We start from the raw sequence: 16,353 nt of genomic DNA on the forward strand, positions 1-16,353 counted from the left end.
TGCACCCCGACGGTGGTACCGCCATCAACACGGCGGTATCCACCGGTGCATCCCCCCGGCCCCTGGCGACGACGGGCCGGTCCGCTCCGGTGTGGCTCCGCCACGACCGAGAGGACCACCCTCGTGCAGCACCCCCACCCCTCCCGGAGCCGCACCCGCAGGCTTCGGACCGCGCTGGCCGCGGCCGCGGCGGCCGTCGGCCTGTGCACGGCGTTCATCCCCGGCGCCCAGGCCGCCGACAGCACTGCGGGCACCGGCACCCTGGCCGCCAACCCGTACGAGCGGGGCCCCGCCCCGACCGTGTCGAGCATCGAGGCGCCCAGGGGCCCCTACGCCGTCTCGGAGACGTCCGTCTCCTCATGGTCCGTCACCGGATTCGGCGGCGGCACCATCTACTACCCGACGTCCACCGCGGACGGCACGTTCGGCGCCGTGGCCGTCTCGCCGGGATTCACCGCGTACCAGTCGAGCATCGCCTGGCTCGGCCCGCGGCTCGCCTCCCAGGGCTTCGTGGTCTTCACCATCGACACCAACTCCACGTGGGACCAGCCCGCGAGCCGCGGCGACCAACTCCTCGCCGCGCTCGACTACCTGACGCAGCGCAGTTCGGTCAGGGGCCGGATCGACAGCTCCCGGCTCGGTGTGATGGGCCACTCCATGGGCGGCGGCGGATCCCTGGAGGCCGCCAAGGACCGGCCCTCGCTGCAGGCGGCGATCCCGCTGACCGGCTGGAACACGGACAAGACCTGGCCGGAGCTGCGCACGCCCACGCTGGTGGTCGGGGCCGACGGCGACAGCATCGCGCCGGTGAGCTCGCACTCCGAGCCGTTCTACGAGTCGTTGTCGTCGTCGCTCGACAAGGCCTATCTGGAGCTGAACGGAGCGTCCCACTTCACTCCGAACTCGTCGAACACGACCATCGCGAAGTACAGCATCTCCTGGCTGAAGCGATTCATCGACAACGACACCCGCTACGAGCAGTTCCTCTGCCCGCTGCCGCGGCCGAGCACGACCATCGAGGAGTACCGGGGCAACTGCCCGCACACCTCGTGATCGCGTACCGATCGAGTGCGTGACCGTGGGCTGATCACGCGCGGATGAACGCACGTTGCCGGTGACGGCCCGCCCGCCACCGGCAACGTGCTGTGCGGGCGCACAAGCCCGGGCGCCTTGCGCTGGGAGGCGGCCCATCGGTGCGGACCGGCCTCTACCGGACGGTACTTACCTGGGAGTAAGTTCCCAGATGTGACCCTATCGACGACCGTGCGCAGTCCGCTTCGGCTGTACGGCCGGAACGGTGAACTCGCCGTGATCGCAAGCATGCTGAGAAATCTCCGGGAGGGCGGTGGCAGCACCCTCGTACTCACCGCCCCACCGGGCCTCGGGCGCAGCGCGCTCGCGCGCCATGCCGTCGGCAGCCATCGCGAGGGAACGCTGCTGCACACCAGGGCCGCGACCGCGGAGTCGTCCCTTCCGTACAGCGGGCTGCACGCCCTGCTCTGCTCCGTGCCCGGCCGCCCCTGGCGCGAGCCCGCCAGCGGCCCGGCCCGCGCGGGACTCTCGCCCGCGGCACTGCTCGAACTGCTGAGGGCCCTCGGCGCCCGCGCACCGCTGCTGGTCTGCGTCGACGACGCCCACACCTGGGACCGTGACTCGCGCATCGCGCTCGGCTTCGCCGCCCGCCGCCTCACTCCCGCCGACCGCGTCGCCGTGCTGCTCACCGCCGCCGACGCCCCGGGCGGCCGGGACGCCTTCGCCGGACTGCCGCGGATACGGCTCGGACCGCTCGACGACACCGCCGCGGGGGCGCTGCTCGACCGGCTGACGGACGGCCCGGCGGACCCCGTCGTACGGGACGAACTGTGCCGGGAGGCCGCGGGCAATCCGCGGCTGCTGACCGCCCTCGCCCGGTGCCTCACTCCCGACCAGATCGCCGGCCACACACCGTTGCCGCACCCGCTGCCCGGAGCGGACGACATCCTCGACGCGTACGCCTGTGCGGTTCGGGCGCTGCCCCCGGACACCCGGCTCCTGCTGCTGCTCGCCGCGGCGGCCGAGGAACACGAGCCGGACGGAACCGGCGCGGACGCGGCGCTGCTGACCCGCGCGGCACGACTGGCCGGCGTCGACCCGGCCCGGCTGCTGCCCGCCGAACGCGCCGGCGCGGTCCACGGCGACGGCACGCGCATCCGCTTCATCCACCCTTTGCTTCGCACGGCACTGCTGCGGCGCGCACCTCTGCCGCGCCGCCGCGCCGCACACCGGCTGCTGGCCGCCGCGCTCGACGGCCCCCATCTCGCACTCCCGCGCCTGGTCCAGCGGGCCTGCGCGGCAGGCGGCTACGACCCGTTCCTCGCCGAGGCGCTGACCGGGGCGGCGGCCCCGCCCCTCGCGCACACCGACCGCGCCACCGCACTCGCCCGGGCCGCCGAGCTCACGGCCGACGAGACCCGGCGCGGCGTACGGTTCGCGATGGCGGCCGAGCACGCCTGGCTGGACGGCGAACCCCGCAGGGCCCGCGCTCTGCTGGCCCGCGTCCGCACCTCGCCCGCCCTCGGTCACGCCCCTTACGTGCGAGGCCTGCTGACCCTCGGCGACGGCCCCGTGGCCGACGCCCACGAGTCCCTGCTCGCCGCGTCCGCGCTCCTGGCCACGCACGACGCCCCACGCTCCGACGCGGCCCTGCTGGCGGCGGCGGACGCCGCCTGGTCCATGGGCGACGCGCCCGCCTACGCCGACGCCCTGGGCCGCATCGGTACGGCACTCCCGCCACAGGAAGCCGCCGGCCCGGCCACGCCCGCACCCGACCGTGCGGCGCCGCACCCGGCCGCTCCGGGTGCCGGCGGGGCCGGCGGCCCGGTCACGTCTCCGTCCCACGGCGAAGACGCGGTCGCGGCATACGTCGCGGGGATACGGGCCGTCTTCGACGGGCGGACCGCGAAAGGGCAGGCACTGCTGCGCAGTTGTGTCGAGGCGGCTGGACGCGCCGGTGACCCGGCCGCGCTGATGCGCGCGGTGGACGCCGCACTCGTCGTCGGAGACGTGGACGCCGCCTGCCGGGCGGGCGCCAGGGCGCTGGCCGCCGTACGGGCCCACGGGCCCGATGCGCTGCTGCCCCAGGCGCTGGAGCACCTCGCGTACGGAGAGCTGCGCGCCGGCCGGCACGCGTCCGCCCGCGTGCACGCCCACGAGGGACTGCGCGCCGCCGGCCGGCTGTCCCGGCGCAACGACGCCGCGCATCTGCACGCCGTGCTCGCCCTGACCGCGTCCGTGGAGGGCGATGCCGCCGCCTGCGCCGAACACGCCGGCGCCGCCGAGTCCGCCGCCGCGGCGCACGGCCTCGCCCAGGCCGCATGCCTCGCCGTCTGGGCCGTGGCCCGGACCGACCTCGCGGCGGGCAGGTGCGCACAGGCGGCCGCCCGCCTGCACCCTCTCGTCGTGCCGGGGCCGCGACGCGGCCACTTCGCGGTCAGGATGCTCGCCGTGCCGTGCTTCGTGGAAGCGGCCGTGCTGGCCGGCCGGGCGGCGGGCACGGCCGGGGCGGTCGAGGAGTTCCAGCTCTGGGCGGCGGGCACCGCGGACCCGCTAGCACCCGCCCAGCTGGCCCGCTGCCGGGCTCTGCTCGCGCCGCCGGAGGAGGCCGACGCCCGCTACGGGGAGGCCCTCGCCCACCACGACCGGGCGGGCGGCGACTTCGAGCGCGCCCGCACCCTGCTGCTCTACGGGCACTGGCTGCGGCGCAGGCGCAGGACGCGGGAGGCGCGCGTTCCGCTGCGGGACGCGCTCGTCGCCTTCGAGCGCTGCGGGGCACGCAGCTGGGCCGAACGCGCGAGCGGCGAGCTGCGAGCGGCCGGTGAGTCGGTGGCCGGTGAGGCGGCGTCCGGCGACACCGCGGGCGTCGCGCTGGACCGGCTCACACCACAGCAGCGGCGGATCGCCCGCCACGTCGCGGAGGGCGCGACCAACCGGGAGGTGGCACTGCGTCTCTCCGTCAGCACGAGGACCGTCGACCATCATCTGCGCAATGTGTTCGCGCTGCTGGGAGTCCGCTCCCGGACCGAACTCGCACGCCTTCTGGAGCGGTCCGGGCACTGAGGACACCCGCCCGCGTTGCTGGACCGTGATGAGGAGAATGCCGCAAACCCCTGGGTACCGACTGGGCGGTATGCCATTCTGCGAGCGTCAGGTAGATCCGGTGCGCCCGTTTCCCGCGGCACCGGAGCGAGCCGACTCCGGTGGAGGCCGCCCATGTCGAATCTCGTACGTTCGCGCGTCAGGGCGGTTCCCACGCCCCACGCGGCTTTGCCCCGCACCCGTTCCCTGCTGGACGCGGAGGCCGTCGCCGTACTTCACCGGGCCGCCCAGGTACTGCTGGACGACGTCGCGGGACTGACCACCAGCCTGGTCGGCGAACTGCGCGAGCAGGAACCCGCGTACCGCGTCGCGATCGAGGCCGACGCCGCCGAGGTGTGGCAGGAGGTGCACCAGTCGCTCCGCCACAACGTCGCCTCCCTGATCCGTCCCCGTGAGTGCCGGGACATCGCCCGGCGCACCTCGCGGATGATCGGCGCCGCCCGCGCCGAGCAGGACGTCCCGCTCGACGCCGTGCTGCACGCGTTCCGGATGGGCGGGGCGATGGTGTGGCAGGGGCTGGTGGACGAGACCGCGCGACGCCACCCCGAGGACATGCGGCTGCTCGTCCATGTCGCCGCGGACGTCTGGAACTTCGTCGACGAGCACTGCGCCATAGTCGCCGACGCCTACCGGCAGGCCGAACGCCGGATGGCGTGGCGCAGGGAGAACCGGCTGCGGCTGACGACCGCGGCACTGCTGGACGGTACGGCCCGCATCACCGACCTGCCCGACGCCTCGACGCTGCTCGGCGTGCCGGAGGACGGCCGCTTCGTGGTGATCGCGGCCGCCTCGGCCCATCCGCACACGGCCGGGCCGCTGGTGACGCTGCCGCCGGGCGTGCCCGTGGTGTGGCACTCCACCCCGGAGGCGGAACTGGGGATCGTGCACCTGGTGGACGAGCGGGCCGGAGGCGGCACCCGCCGCTGCGCCGATCCGGCCGGGACCGGCGCGGTGGACGGCGCACCCGCCGGGGCCGAAGCCGCCGCACCCGACGCCGGCAACCCCGCCGTCGGCGCCCCTGCCGCACCTGCCGCGGTCGCTCCCTCCGTCGTGTCCGTCGACCCCGCCGAACTCGCCGCCGGGCTGCACGCGGCCCCCGGCGTCCGCGTGGGAGTCGGCTCGGCGGTCGTCGGACTCGCCGCCATCGGCGAGGGCAGAAGGCTCGCCGGCACCGCGCTGCGTGCCTGCCCTCGCGACGGCGGTGTCGTGCTCCTCGACGACCACCTGCCCGCCGCCGTCGTCGTCTCCTCCCCGAACCTCGGCCGTGCGCTCGCCGATCGCGTACTGGGGCCGCTGTACGCGATCGACCCGACCGACCGCGACCTTCTCGTCGACACGCTCACCGCGTGGCTCGACGCGGAGGGCTCCGCGCAGCGCGCGGCGACGCGGCTCTACTGCCACCGCAACACCGTCCTCAACCGGCTCCGCCGCTTCGAACAGCTCACCGGCCGTTCGCTGTCCCGGCCGACCGACGTCGTCGAGGTCTCCCTCGCGCTCACCGCACGCCGACTGCTGGATTCCTAGGGGCAGTCGGTGCTGCACGGCGGTGTGCCCCGGCACACCCCGGACCGTGACCGCCTGTGTGCGGGCACCGAAGCCCGGCCGGTGGCTGCACGAGCCACCGGCCGCGCCGGTGCCGTAACCGTCATGCCGTCCCATGTGCGCCTGGCCGGCTCCCTCGCCTCCGGCGCCGGGTTCGAGGGCCGGTCCCCGGCCCTCGTCGTCCTCCTCGCCCGGTGACCGTCCCGGCCGGCTTCCTGCCGGCCCTGAGCGGCTCGAGGCGCGGCGGGCCGGCCCCCGCGTCCCGGACCGGGACCTTCGGCGCGCACAGAAGCCGACCGCACGGTGGGCACTGGGCCGCTGACGCCATCCCGCGAGCCGCCGACCCTCGGAGAGCAGGGTTCAGAAGCCGAGCCTCACCTCGCGCAGCCTGGCGATCGCGTCCTTGTCGCCGTCCAGTTCGACACGCACCGTGTCCTGCCGTCCGAACGCGAACAGGGTCAGCTCGCCCGCCTCGCCGGTCACCGTCACCACCGGCGTGCCCTTGTGCGCCACCGCCGTCTGACCGTTCGACCTGCGCAGCACCAGACCCACGGGCGACTTCCGGCCCAGCAGCCGCGCGCCCTTCTCCAGGCGCGACCACAGCGCGTTCTCGAAGACACGGTCCAGCGCACGCGGCGTCCACTCCTGCTGCGCCCGCCGCACGTCCTCGGCGTGCACGAAGAACTCCACCGTGTTGGCGGCCTCGTCGATCTGCTTGATCCCGTACAGGGACATCCGCGGCGGTCCCGTACGGATGAGGTGGACCAGCTCCTCGTACGGCTTGGCGGCGAACTCGGCCTGGATCCGCTCGGCCCTGTCCTTGAGCGCGCTGAGCAGTATCCCGCCCGCCGCGTCGGGCCGCCGCTCACGCATCACCACATGGGCCGCGAGATCCCGGGTCAGCCACCCGTCGCACAGGGTCGGCGCGTCCGGGCCGGCCGCCTCCAACAGGTCCGCGAGCAGGAGTCGTTCACGCTTGGCATGGGTCGACATGCCCGCCAGCGTACGGGGGGCACACCGGGTCCGCCCAGTGGACGCACCGCCCGGTCACCCACTTCGGCACGGCACAATGGCGGTATGACCAGCAGTGTCCCCAGCGTCCCCGCCAGCAGCCTCGACCCGGCCGTCGCCGCCCGCCTCAAGCGGAGCGCCGACGGACTCGTCCCCGCCATCGCCCAGCAGTACGACACCGGTGAGGTGCTGATGCTCGGCTGGATGGACGACGAGGCCCTGCACCGCACCCTGACCACCGGCCGGTGCACCTACTGGTCCCGCAGCCGCCAGGAGTACTGGGTCAAGGGGGACACCTCCGGCCATGTGCAGCACGTGAAGTCCGTGGCCCTCGACTGCGACGCCGACACCGTCCTCGTCAAGGTCGACCAGGTCGGCGCCGCCTGCCACACCGGGGCCCGCACCTGCTTCGACACCGACGTACTTCTCGGCAAGTAGGGTCTGGCGCCATGGATCTCGAGACGTTCCGCAAGCTCGCCGCCGACCGCCGCGTCATCCCCGTCAGCCGCCGGCTGCTCGCGGACGGCGACACACCCGTCGGGCTGTACCGCAAGCTCGCCGCGGAACGCCCGGGCACGTTCCTGCTGGAGTCCGCGGAGAACGGCCGCACGGCCCAGCTGTGGTCCCGCTACTCCTTCATCGGCGTACGCTCCGACGCCACGCTGACCGTCCGCGACGAGCAGGCGCACTGGCTGGGCAACCCGCCGGTCGGCGTGCCGGTCGACGGAGATCCGCTGCACGCGCTGCGCGAGACCGTCGAGACCCTGCACACCCCGCGCGACCTGGCCTCCGGGATGCCGCCGTTCACCGGAGGCATGGTCGGCTACCTCGGTTACGACATCGTCCGCCGGCTGGAGAAGATCGGCCCCGGCGAGCGGGACGACCTGGGACTGCCCGAGCTGACGATGCTCCTCACGTCGGACCTCGCCGTCCTCGACCACTGGGACGGCACGGTCCTGCTGATCGCCAACGCGATCAACCACAACGACCTCGACACCGGCGTCGACGAGGCCTACGCGGACGCCGTCGCCCGCCTCGACGCCATGGAGTCCGACCTCGCCGGGCCGCTCGCCTCCCCGCCCACCGCGCTGCCCGCCTCCGAGCTGCCGGAGTTCTCCACCCTGTGGGGCGGCACGGACTACCAGGCGGCCGTCGAGGACGTGAAGGAGCGCATCCGCGCCGGCGAGGCCTTCCAGGTCGTTCCCTCGCAGCGGTTCGAGACCCCGTGCGCCGCGAGCGCGCTGGACGTCTACCGGGTGCTGCGGGCCACCAATCCCTCGCCGTACATGTACCTCTTCCGCTTCGACGGCTTCGACGTCGTCGGCTCCAGCCCGGAGGCCCTGGTCAAGGTCGAGGACGGGCACGCGATGGTCCACCCCATCGCCGGCACCCGCCCGCGCGGCGCCACCCCCCAGGAGGACAACGACCTCGCGGAGGAACTCCTCGCCGACCCGAAGGAGCGCGCCGAGCACCTGATGCTCGTCGACCTCGGCCGCAACGACCTGGGCCGTGTCTGCGAGCCCGGCAGCGTCGAGGTCGTCGACTTCATGTCGATCGAGCGGTACTCCCACGTCATGCACATCGTCTCCACCGTCACCGGCAAGGTGGCACCGGGACGCACCGCCTTCGACGTGCTCACCGCCTGCTTCCCCGCGGGCACCCTCTCGGGCGCGCCCAAGCCCCGCGCCATGCAGATCATCGACGAACTCGAGCCCTCCCGCCGCGGCCTCTACGGCGGCTGCGTCGGCTACCTCGACTTCGCGGGCGACTCCGACACCGCCATCGCCATCCGCACCGCCCTGCTGCGCGACGGCACCGCCTACGTCCAGGCCGGAGCAGGTGTAGTGGCCGACTCCGACCCGGTCGCGGAGGACACGGAGTGCCGCAACAAGGCGGCCGCCGTGCTGCGCGCCGTCCACACGGCCAACCGCCTGGGTGAACGAAGCGGCGGTAAGGGATAGTGGGTACGTGAGTGCCGTACCCGTACCCCAGCCCCGAGCCGCAGCCGCGACGGCCGCCACGAGCCGCCGCCGCAGCCTTGCCGCCGCCCTGTTCCTCGGCGCCGCCGGCGCGACCGTCGTCCTGCTCGCCGCCGGCCGGATCTGGGCCGAGGGCACCACGTCGGTCGGCGGCGGGACCGTCTCCCTCGGCGCCACGGGCTCGGACGTCACCGGCGTCCCCACGGCGCTGGCGATCGTCGGCCTGGCCGCCCTCGTCGCCGTCTTCGCGGTCCGCCGCGCCGGACGGGTCCTCGTCGCCGCGCTGCTGACCCTGAGCGGAGCCGGTGCCGCCACGGCCGCGCTCCTCGGCGCCTTCGACGCCGACGCGCTCGACGAGAAGGCCGCCCGCACCACCGGCGACACCGCCGCCACCGTCGACGCCCTCACGCACACCGTCTGGCCCTACGTCACCGCCGCCGGCGCCGTGCTGCTGCTTCTCGCCGGTCTGCTCGCCCTGCGATACGGCCGGCAGTGGCCCTCCATGTCGGGCCGCTACGAACGCGACGGCCGCCCCCGTCCCCGTCGGGAACGGCCGGTAGACCCGGACCGCCCCGAGGACCTCTGGAAGGCCCTGGACCGCGGCGAGGACCCCACCCGCGAGGAATGATCCCCGATCCGACCCCCGAGCCGGGCGCGTCCCGGCGTACGGGACAATGACTGACGAGCGTCCGGCTCAGCACGAGCACCGGCTCACGACATCGCACCAGAAACGAGGAGCAACTCATGGCGGGCAGCAGCCACGGACACACCCCGGCCGCCTGGACCGGCACCATCATCGCCTTCATCGGCTTCTGCGTCGCAGGCGTCTTCATGGTGGCCAACAGCCCGCTCGGCTTCTGGGCAGGCTGCGCTGTCATCGCGCTCGGCGCGATCGTCGGCGGCGCGATGAAGATGGCCGGCCTCGGCACCCCGAAGGACCCGGACGACGTCGTGGCAGCCCGTCAGCGCGCGGCGGCACGGGAGCACGCGGCCGCCTGACACCGAGCGGCAGATGTCGAACGACGGCGCAGCCCGGCACGGCCGGGCTGCGCCGTCGTCGTCGAACGTGGACAATCACCGCGTGGACGCCACACCTTCTCACCCCGAGCCCCGGCCCTCCTCCCCGGACCCGGCCGGCGCGCCGGACCCCGGCAATCCCCCCGCGACCGGGCCCGTGCCGGACCCGGCGGGGACCTGGGCCGCAGGTTCCCCGGCCCTGCGGACCGCCCCGTTCCTCCCCGGGCCGCCCGCCCCGTTCCTCCCCGGGACACCCGCTTCGTTCGCACGGCGCGTCGCAGCGCCCCTCGGGGCGATCGCGGCGGTCGCCGCGGCCTTCGCGTACGTCGGCAACGTCGATCCGAACGAGGCCGGCCACTACCCCGTCTGCCCGCTCCTGCGCTTCACCGGCATCCTCTGCCCCGGCTGCGGCGGACTGCGCAGCGCCCACGCGTTCATCCACGGTGACCTGGCCGGGGCCTTCGGCGCCAACGCCGCCGCCACGGTCGGCTACGCGGTCTTCGCCGTCGTGTGGGTGGTGTGGCTGATTCGCGCCGTACAGAACCGACCTCTGAGGATCGGGCTGTCCCCCGGAGCGTGGTGGGTCGTGGGCGGTGCGCTGCTGATCTTCAGCGTGGTGCGGAACCTGCCGTTCGGCTCGGCGCTCGCCCCGTGAAGTCCCAGGTAGTGGGACAGGCCGTGACCGGATGCGGGCCGTCGGCCGTCCTGCGGATACCATCGACATGGCTGATCCCGATCTGTCTCATGATCCATCCAGACCGTCCCGGAAGGGGGCCGCTCGCGTGAGTGTGCTCGACGAGATCATCGAAGGTGTGCGCGCCGACCTGGCAGAGCGGCAGGCGCGTGTCAGCCTCGACGAACTCAAGGAGCGCGCCGCCAAGGCTCCTGCTGCCAAGGACGGCGTCGCCGCGTTGCGCGGCGAGGGCGTCAAGGTGATCTGCGAGGTCAAGCGCTCCAGCCCGTCCAAGGGCGCGCTCGCCGCGATCGCCGACCCGGCAGGGCTGGCCGCCGACTACGAGGCGGGCGGCGCGGCCGTCATCTCCGTGCTGACCGAGGAGCGCCGCTTCGGCGGATCGCTCGCCGACCTCGAGGCCGTACGCGCCAAGGTCGACATCCCGGTGCTGCGCAAGGACTTCATCGTCACGGCCTACCAACTGTGGGAGGCGCGTGCGTACGGCGCCGACGTCGTACTGCTGATCGTCGCCGCGCTCGACCAGGAGGCCCTCGTCTCGCTGATCGAGCGTGCCGAGTCGATCGGCCTGACCCCGCTGGTCGAGGTGCACGACGAGGACGAGACGGAGCGCGCCGTCGACGCCGGAGCGAAGATCATCGGTGTGAACGCGCGAGACCTCAAGACCCTCAAGGTCGACCGCTCCACGTTCGAGCGGGTCGCCCCCGAGATCCCGGCGCACATCGTCAAGATCGCCGAGTCGGGTGTTCGCGGCCCGCACGACCTGATCGCCTACGCCAACGCCGGCGCGGACGCCGTCCTCGTCGGCGAGTCCCTGGTGACCGGCCGCGACCCGAGGGCCGCTGTCGCGGACCTGGTGGCCGCGGGGGCGCACCCGGCGCTGCGGCACGGCCGGAGCTGATCCAGGCATGACCACCGCCCGCCGCCGCTCCGCACCGACCCCGGGTTCCCGCCCGGGGCGGCGGAGCGTGCCGAGCCCGACCGGCGACGCCGTCTCGGCCGCCGGCGGGTTCGCGTTCGAGGCGGGGGCGTCCGGCGCCCCTCGTGACCCGTACGCGCGGCTGGCCCGCGGCTGCCGCCCGCGCGGCTGCCGTGCCCCGGCGCGACGCGTGCACGGGCGACGCGTGCGCTATGTCATCGGCGACGAGCCCGGCCAGGTCAACGGGATGCGATGGCGCGGCGCGCCCGCGCGCGCCGGCCGCTGGTGCCCCTCCCGACAAGCTCTGCCCTGTCGCGCCCGTGACGGGCAGGCATTGCCGGGCACGGCACCAGTCCCTCGCCCGGATCGGCCGCGCTGATCCGAACGAGAGGCACCAGGCCTTTCCGGCGGGTTCCCCGCCTCCCCCTCCACGGCCCGTCGGCCGTGGGTGGTACCGCATCCCGAAACCGGGGCACGCCCCGGACCCGTGCACCGCGCATCGCGCGGTGTCCGCGATCTCCCTCCACGGCCGGGCGGCCGTGGGTGGGGTCGGCTCCGACTTCGCCGGGGCGTCCCCACCCGCACCACCCGGCCGGGGACCTTCGCTTCGACGAACCCGCCACGCCGGGCCGGAGCGACCGGCCCCGGCGCCTTCGGGGCGTGGAGGTCCGGGCGGATCACGGTTCGGGACGCACTCCGGCTGCGCACGGCGCCGCGGGGGGTACCTCCACGCATGCTCGCCGAGCCTGGGGGAGGGTGGGACACACACCCGCGCAACGGACCCGCGCACACCGCGTCCCTCACACCCACCCACCCCGGGGCACCGCCCCGACAAGGAGATCCGTCGCCATGTCCAGCGACTACTTCATCCCCGACCCGCAGGGTCAAGTCCCCAACTCGGACGGCTACTTCGGCGCGTTCGGCGGCAAGTTCATCCCCGAAGCCCTCGTCGCCGCCGTCGACGAGGTCGCGGTCGAGTACGACAAGGCCAAGTCGGACCCGGCCTTCGCCGCAGAGCTGGGCGAGCTGTTGGTCGACTACACCGGCCGCCCCAGCGCGCTCACCGAGGTCTCCCGGTTCGCCGAGCACGCCGGCGGTGCGCGCATCTTCCTCAAGCGTGAGGATCTGAACCACACCGGCTCGCACAAGATCAACAACGTGCTGGGTCAGGCCCTTCTCACCAGGCGGATGGGCAAGACCCGTGTCATCGCGGAGACCGGCGCGGGCCAGCACGGCGTGGCGACTGCCACCGCCTGCGCGCTCTTCGGCCTCGAATGCACCATCTACATGGGCGAGATCGACACCGAGCGCCAGGCGCTGAACGTCGCCCGGATGCGGATGCTCGGCGCCGAGGTCGTCGCGGTGAAGTCCGGCAGCCGCACCCTCAAGGACGCCATCAACGAGGCGTTCCGCGACTGGGTCGCCAACGTGGACCGCACGCACTACCTGTTCGGCACCGTCGCGGGCCCGCACCCCTTCCCGGCCATGGTCCGCGACTTCCACCGCGTCATCGGCGTGGAGGCGAGGCGACAGATCCTCGAGCGGGCCGGCCGGCTGCCCGACGCGGCCGTCGCGTGTGTCGGCGGCGGATCGAACGCGATCGGCCTGTTCCACGCCTTCATCCCCGACGCCGGCGTCCGGCTGGTCGGCTGCGAGCCCGCCGGCCACGGCATCGAGACCGGGGAGCACGCGGCGACCCTGACCGCGGGCGAGCCGGGCATCCTGCACGGTTCCCGCTCCTATGTGCTGCAGGACGAGGAGGGCCAGATCACCGAGCCGTACTCGATCTCGGCCGGCCTGGACTACCCGGGCATCGGGCCCGAGCACTCGTACCTGAAGGACTCGGGCCGCGGCGAGTACCGCGCGGTCACCGACGACGCGGCGATGCAGGCACTGCGGCTGCTGTCCCGCACCGAGGGCATCATCCCGGCCATCGAGTCGGCGCACGCGCTGGCCGGTGCGCTCGAAGTCGGCCGTGAGCTCGGCAAGGACGGACTGATCCTGGTCAACCTCTCCGGCCGGGGCGACAAGGACATGGACACCGCCGCCCGCTACTTCGGGCTGTACGACACCGACGCCGAGGTCGAGGCGGACGCCTCCGCCGACGACGGCGCCGCCGAGATCCAGGGGGACGCCAAGTGAGCGGCAACATCGAACTGCTGGACACCACCCTCGCGGCCGCGAGGAGCGAGGGCCGGGCCGCGCTCATCGCGTACCTGCCCGCCGGATTCCCCACCGTCGACGTCGGCATCGAAGCGGTCAAGGCCGCGTTCGACGGCGGCGCCGACGTGGTGGAGGTCGGACTGCCGCACAGCGACCCGGTCCTCGACGGGCCGGTCATCCAGACCGCCGACGACATCGCCCTGCGCGGCGGCGTCAAGATCGCAGACGTGATGCGCACGGTCCGCGAGGCGCACCGGGCCACCGGCAAGCCGGTCCTCGTGATGACGTACTGGAACCCGATCGACCGCTACGGCGTCGAGCGGTTCACCGCCGAGCTGGCTGAAGCGGGCGGCGCCGGGTGCATCCTGCCCGACCTGCCCGTCGAGGAGGCCGGGCTGTGGAGGGAGCACGCCGGGAAGCACGGCCTCGCCACGGTCTTCGTCGTCGCGCCGAGCAGCAAGGACGCCCGCCTCGCCCGGATCACTGAGGCGGGATCCGGTTTCGTCTACGCGGCCTCGCTCATGGGTGTCACCGGCACCCGTGAGTCGGTGGGCGAGCAGGCCCAGGACCTGGTGCGGCGCACCAAGGCCACGACCGACCTGCCGGTCTGCGTCGGGCTCGGCGTGTCCAACCCCGCACAGGCCGCGGAGGTGGCGGAGTTCGCCGACGGTGTGATCGTCGGCTCGGCGTTCGTCAAGCGGATGCTCGACGCACCCGACGACGACGCGGCCGTCGCGGCCGTACGGGAACTGGCGGGCGAACTCGCGAGGGGTGTACGCGCGAAGTCGTAGCCCGTACGAGTGGAACAGGGACCGGGGAGGCGTGCGGACGCCTCCCCGGTTCGTTTGCCGGGTGTGAGCGAGAACCAAGAGCGAAAGCGGGTCGCCCGCGAGCGACTCCAGCAGGAGCGGGCGCGCGACAAGGCACGTGAGAAGCGCCGCAGGACCCTGATCGTGGCGGCGGCCGTCGTGGGCGTGCTCGGACTGGCCGCGGTCGCCGGTCTCGTCGCCGCCAACAGCGGCGACGACGACAGCGGCGGCGGTGCCACGGAAGCCGGGCCGCTGCTCGCGCCGAGCGGGGCGCAGGGCGAGGAGCAGCTCGCGATCCCGGTCGGCGCGACCGACGCCCCCTCCACCCTCACCGTGTGGGAGGACTTCCGCTGCCCGGCCTGCGCCCAGTTCGAGAACGCTCTGCGGGACACGATCCACGAGCTGGAGAAGGCCGGCCAGATCAAGATCGAGTACCACCTCGCCACCATCATCGACGGGAACATGGGCGGCAGCGGCTCCCGGCGTGCGGCCAACGCGGCGGCCTGTGCCCAGGACGCCGGAAAGTTCGCCCCGTACCACGACGTGCTCTACATGAACCAGCCGCCGGAGCCGGACGACGCCTTCGCCGACAACGGCAGGCTGATCGAGCTCGCCGGCAAGGTCGAGGGCCTCGACACGCCCGCGTTCCGCAGCTGCGTGGAGGACGGAAAGCACGACAGCTGGGTCGACAAGTCGAACGCGGCGTTCCAGAAGGGCGGCTTCCGCGGCACCCCGACCGTGCTGCTCAACGGCGAGTCGATCTTCCCGACGAAGGGCAAGGAGCAGATCTCCGTCGCGAACTTCAAGAAGTGGGTCAAGGAGGCCAACGAGAACAAGCCGCCGGGCAGCCAGAGGCCGGGGGCGTCGGGAGCACCGGCCTCCTGACCGGCCGGGCGCGGGGCGGACCGGCGTCCCGGCCGGTCCGGGAAGCAGCGTCCCGGACGGTCCCGGAACCGGCACCGGAGCCGGGCTCGTTACCCATACGTTGCCGGGCGGGTTGCCGTCGGTCCCGCCCGGCAGGGTAGCGTCGGTCCTGCCATGGACATCGCCTACATTCCCAGCCCGTCGACCGGAGTGATCCACCTCGGACCGCTTCCGCTGCGCGGCTACGCGTTCTGCATCATCATCGGCGTCTTCGTAGCCGTCTGGTACGGCAACAAGCGTTGGATCGCCCGCGGCGGCAAGGCCGGGACGGTCGCCGACATCGCCGTCTGGGCCGTGCCGTTCGGCCTCGTCGGCGGTCGGCTCTACCACGTGATCACCGACTACCAGCTGTACTTCAGCGAGGGTGAGAACTGGGTCGACGCCTTCAAGATCTGGGAGGGCGGCCTCGGTATCTGGGGCGCGATCGCGCTGGGCGCGGTCGGCGCCTGGATCGGCTGTCGCCGCCGCGGCATCCCGCTGCCCGCGTGGGCCGACGCCCTCGCGCCCGGGCTCGCCTTCGCCCAGGCGATCGGCCGCTGGGGCAACTGGTTCAACCAGGAGCTGTACGGCCGGGAGACCGACGTGCCCTGGGCGCTGCGGATCACCGAGGGCGCGAACCGCGAGGCGGGCCTGTACCACCCGACGTTCCTGTACGAGTCCCTGTGGTGCATCGGCGTCGCGCTGCTCGTCATCTGGGCCGACCGGCGCTTCAAGCTCGGCCACGGCAGGGTGTTCGCCCTGTACGTCGCCGCCTACTGCACGGGCCGCGGCTGGATCGAGTACATGCGCGTCGACGAGGCGCACGAGGTCCTCGGCCTGCGGCTGAACGTGTGGACCTCGATCGGGGTCTTCGTGCTGGCGGTCGTGTACTTCGTGATCTCGTCGCGGCTGCGGCCGGGGCGTGAGGAGATCGTGGAACCGGCGACGGTGGGACTGTCGAAGAGCGAGGACGGGGCCGAGTCCGAGTCCGGGGCCGGGTCGGAGTCCGGGGCCGGGTCGGAGCAGGAGGACGCTGCTTCGGAGTCGGCGTCGGATGCGGACGACGACGGAACCGGGGCCGGGGACGGTGCCGGTACGGTGAAGTCCGAGACCGCGGAGGCCGCGGACGCGGCGGAGTCGACGGGCAAGGCGTGACGTTGGGTGGGGCCGGGTAACGCCTGCGGC

At 73.6% G+C, this 16,353-nt stretch carries 15 protein-coding genes; 14 read left to right on the top strand and 1 reads right to left on the bottom strand.

What is annotated here, in order from left to right; genetic code table 11:
- Positions 1–123 precede the first annotated feature (123 nt).
- The 3 genes from ACFYV1_RS10560 (at position 124) to ACFYV1_RS10570 (ending at position 5,658) form a co-directional block, all read left to right on the top strand.
- Complete coding sequence (locus ACFYV1_RS10560) at positions 124–1,053, top strand: alpha/beta hydrolase (protein WP_389395042.1); 930 nt, start codon at positions 124–126, stop codon at positions 1,051–1,053.
- A 267-nt stretch (positions 1,054–1,320) separates the two neighbouring features.
- The gene (locus tag ACFYV1_RS10565; RefSeq protein WP_389395043.1) at positions 1,321–4,095 is read left to right on the top strand and encodes a LuxR C-terminal-related transcriptional regulator; all 2,775 of its coding nucleotides are present in this window, start codon (positions 1,321–1,323) and stop codon (positions 4,093–4,095) included.
- 153 nt (positions 4,096–4,248) lie between these two features.
- Complete coding sequence (locus tag ACFYV1_RS10570) at positions 4,249–5,658, top strand: PucR family transcriptional regulator (protein WP_389395044.1); 1,410 nt, start codon at positions 4,249–4,251, stop codon at positions 5,656–5,658.
- A 378-nt stretch (positions 5,659–6,036) separates the two neighbouring features.
- Here the strand turns inward: ACFYV1_RS10570 and ACFYV1_RS10575 are convergent, their stop codons facing one another.
- Positions 6,037–6,669, bottom strand: coding sequence for a TIGR03085 family metal-binding protein (locus tag ACFYV1_RS10575; RefSeq protein ID WP_389395045.1), 633 nt, complete (start codon positions 6,667–6,669; stop codon positions 6,037–6,039).
- Positions 6,670–6,753: 84 nt separating this feature from the next.
- On the opposite strand from ACFYV1_RS10575, the gene hisI reads away from it, so the two are divergent.
- The 11 genes from hisI (at position 6,754) to lgt (ending at position 16,323) form a co-directional block, all read left to right on the top strand.
- Positions 6,754–7,125: a phosphoribosyl-AMP cyclohydrolase gene (gene hisI, locus ACFYV1_RS10580; protein WP_389395046.1), complete on the top strand. Its 372-nt coding sequence runs from the start codon at positions 6,754–6,756 to the stop codon at positions 7,123–7,125.
- 11 nt (positions 7,126–7,136) lie between these two features.
- Positions 7,137–8,648 (top strand): anthranilate synthase component I, encoded by a 1,512-nt coding sequence (locus ACFYV1_RS10585; protein ID WP_389395047.1) that lies wholly within the window; start codon positions 7,137–7,139, stop codon positions 8,646–8,648.
- 7 nt (positions 8,649–8,655) lie between these two features.
- Entirely contained in the window at positions 8,656–9,294 is a 639-nt protein-coding gene (locus ACFYV1_RS10590) for a TIGR02234 family membrane protein (RefSeq protein WP_389395048.1), read from the top strand.
- A gap of 116 nt (positions 9,295–9,410) precedes the next feature.
- On the top strand, positions 9,411–9,665 hold the full coding sequence (locus tag ACFYV1_RS10595; protein WP_389395049.1) for an HGxxPAAW family protein: 255 nt from the start codon (positions 9,411–9,413) through the stop codon (positions 9,663–9,665).
- A gap of 82 nt (positions 9,666–9,747) precedes the next feature.
- Positions 9,748–10,338, top strand: coding sequence for a DUF2752 domain-containing protein (locus ACFYV1_RS10600; RefSeq protein WP_389395050.1), 591 nt, complete (start codon positions 9,748–9,750; stop codon positions 10,336–10,338).
- A 127-nt stretch (positions 10,339–10,465) separates the two neighbouring features.
- On the top strand, positions 10,466–11,275 hold the full coding sequence (trpC, locus tag ACFYV1_RS10605) for an indole-3-glycerol phosphate synthase TrpC (RefSeq protein ID WP_389395051.1): 810 nt from the start codon (positions 10,466–10,468) through the stop codon (positions 11,273–11,275).
- A 7-nt stretch (positions 11,276–11,282) separates the two neighbouring features.
- Positions 11,283–11,672, top strand: coding sequence for a tryptophan biosynthesis modulator TrpM (trpM, locus tag ACFYV1_RS10610; protein ID WP_389395052.1), 390 nt, complete (start codon positions 11,283–11,285; stop codon positions 11,670–11,672).
- Between the two features lie 470 nt (positions 11,673–12,142).
- The gene (trpB, locus tag ACFYV1_RS10615) at positions 12,143–13,435 is read left to right on the top strand and encodes a tryptophan synthase subunit beta (RefSeq protein ID WP_389395053.1); all 1,293 of its coding nucleotides are present in this window, start codon (positions 12,143–12,145) and stop codon (positions 13,433–13,435) included.
- Positions 13,432–14,247, top strand: coding sequence for a tryptophan synthase subunit alpha (trpA, locus tag ACFYV1_RS10620; protein ID WP_389395054.1), 816 nt, complete (start codon positions 13,432–13,434; stop codon positions 14,245–14,247). Before trpB ends, trpA begins: the two co-directional genes overlap by 4 nt.
- Before the next feature lie 63 nt (positions 14,248–14,310).
- Complete coding sequence (locus ACFYV1_RS10625) at positions 14,311–15,150, top strand: DsbA family protein (RefSeq protein ID WP_389395055.1); 840 nt, start codon at positions 14,311–14,313, stop codon at positions 15,148–15,150.
- Positions 15,151–15,303: 153 nt separating this feature from the next.
- Complete coding sequence (gene lgt, locus ACFYV1_RS10630) at positions 15,304–16,323, top strand: prolipoprotein diacylglyceryl transferase (protein WP_389395056.1); 1,020 nt, start codon at positions 15,304–15,306, stop codon at positions 16,321–16,323.
- Positions 16,324–16,353 lie beyond the last annotated feature (30 nt).

Source organism: Streptomyces sp. NPDC003023, assembly GCF_042888225.1.
Taxonomy (GTDB): domain Bacteria; phylum Actinomycetota; class Actinomycetes; order Streptomycetales; family Streptomycetaceae; genus Streptomyces.